Source organism: Synechococcus sp. WH 5701 (assembly GCF_000153045.1).
Lineage (GTDB): Bacteria > Cyanobacteriota > Cyanobacteriia > PCC-6307 > Cyanobiaceae > Regnicoccus_A > Regnicoccus_A antarcticus.
Genome location: NZ_AANO01000126.1, coordinates 1 through 1,125 on the forward strand (window position 1 = coordinate 1; position 1,125 = coordinate 1,125).

Here is a 1,125-nt window from a genome sequence, read left to right on the forward strand (position 1 = left end):
AAGATCAAGGCCCAGCTTCTACTGTGGGATGAAATCGAGACCGAGTTCAGCCGTTTGGAGACCGCTTTGCCGGCACATTGGCAGAGTCTGGAAACGGATCCGGGGTTGAGCGAGTGGGCAGAGGCACATCGTGAGGATTTCGAGCGGGTACTTGCGCTTATCGCCCGGATGAAAGAGGGCATTGCAGAGAAAAGCTATTACCGTGTCGGCCAGGTCGTGGATTTCGATCTGTTCCCGGCCATGGAGCCGATGCTCGAAGCGATTGCTGGTCGCCAGTTTCAGAGCAGGAAGTCTGTATCTGACGGCGCCGACGAGTTGCTGTCGTTTCTGGCTGGCCAGCAGACCTTAGTGATTGCCGGTTCCGTGTCCTTTCTGCTTATTGTTATCGCCATGACCTGGTGGCTGAGGCAGTCGGTGATACTGCGCTTGCAGGGTATGCAAAACGATCTGGTTGCCATGGAAAAGAACGCCGATCTTACACGGGTGCCAGTCCTGAAAGGGCGGGACGAAGTAGCCGGTGTTGCCACTGCACTGGGAGGGTTGGTTTCCCGGTTCGAGCATTTCATCGCAGACATCCGGTCGGCTGCCGGTGGTCTGGATGAGCGTTCCGGGGCCCTGGATAACGGTGCGGAATCCCTTCAGGCCGCCTCCGAGCAAACCCGAAAGCAGATCCACGACGTCAGTCAGTCCATGGCCGCCATTGCCGATCAGGCCTCGGCCATTGAACGAGCCACAGATGAGTCGGCCAACACCGTGAAATCTGCGGTGGCAGCCAACGAAGAAGTCCAGCATCGACTCACCACCAGCGAGGGCGCTGCGGAACATACGGTGGATGTCATTTCGCGCGTTTCAGGATCCATTCATGCCCTTAACGAATCTACGGGCAAGATTGAGCAGGTCATCGGAGTGATTGCCGATATTGCCGAGCAGACCAACTTGCTGGCTTTGAACGCAGCGATCGAAGCGGCTCGAGCAGGGGAGCACGGTCGTGGATTTGCGGTGGTAGCCGATGAGGTTCGGACTCTGTCCCGCCGTACCTCCGACTCTACCCGGGATATATCCCAGTGGGTGCAGGACCTTGTATCCGGCGTAAGCAGCGTCGATGCGCTTTTGGAGGAAATGCGC

Annotated in this window: 1 protein-coding gene; it reads left to right on the plus strand. The window is 57.8% G+C overall.

Annotated elements, in window-relative coordinates:
• Positions 1-1,125 (plus strand): methyl-accepting chemotaxis protein (locus WH5701_RS17860; RefSeq protein ID WP_006169919.1); only part of this gene is annotated, 1,125 nt, incomplete at both ends.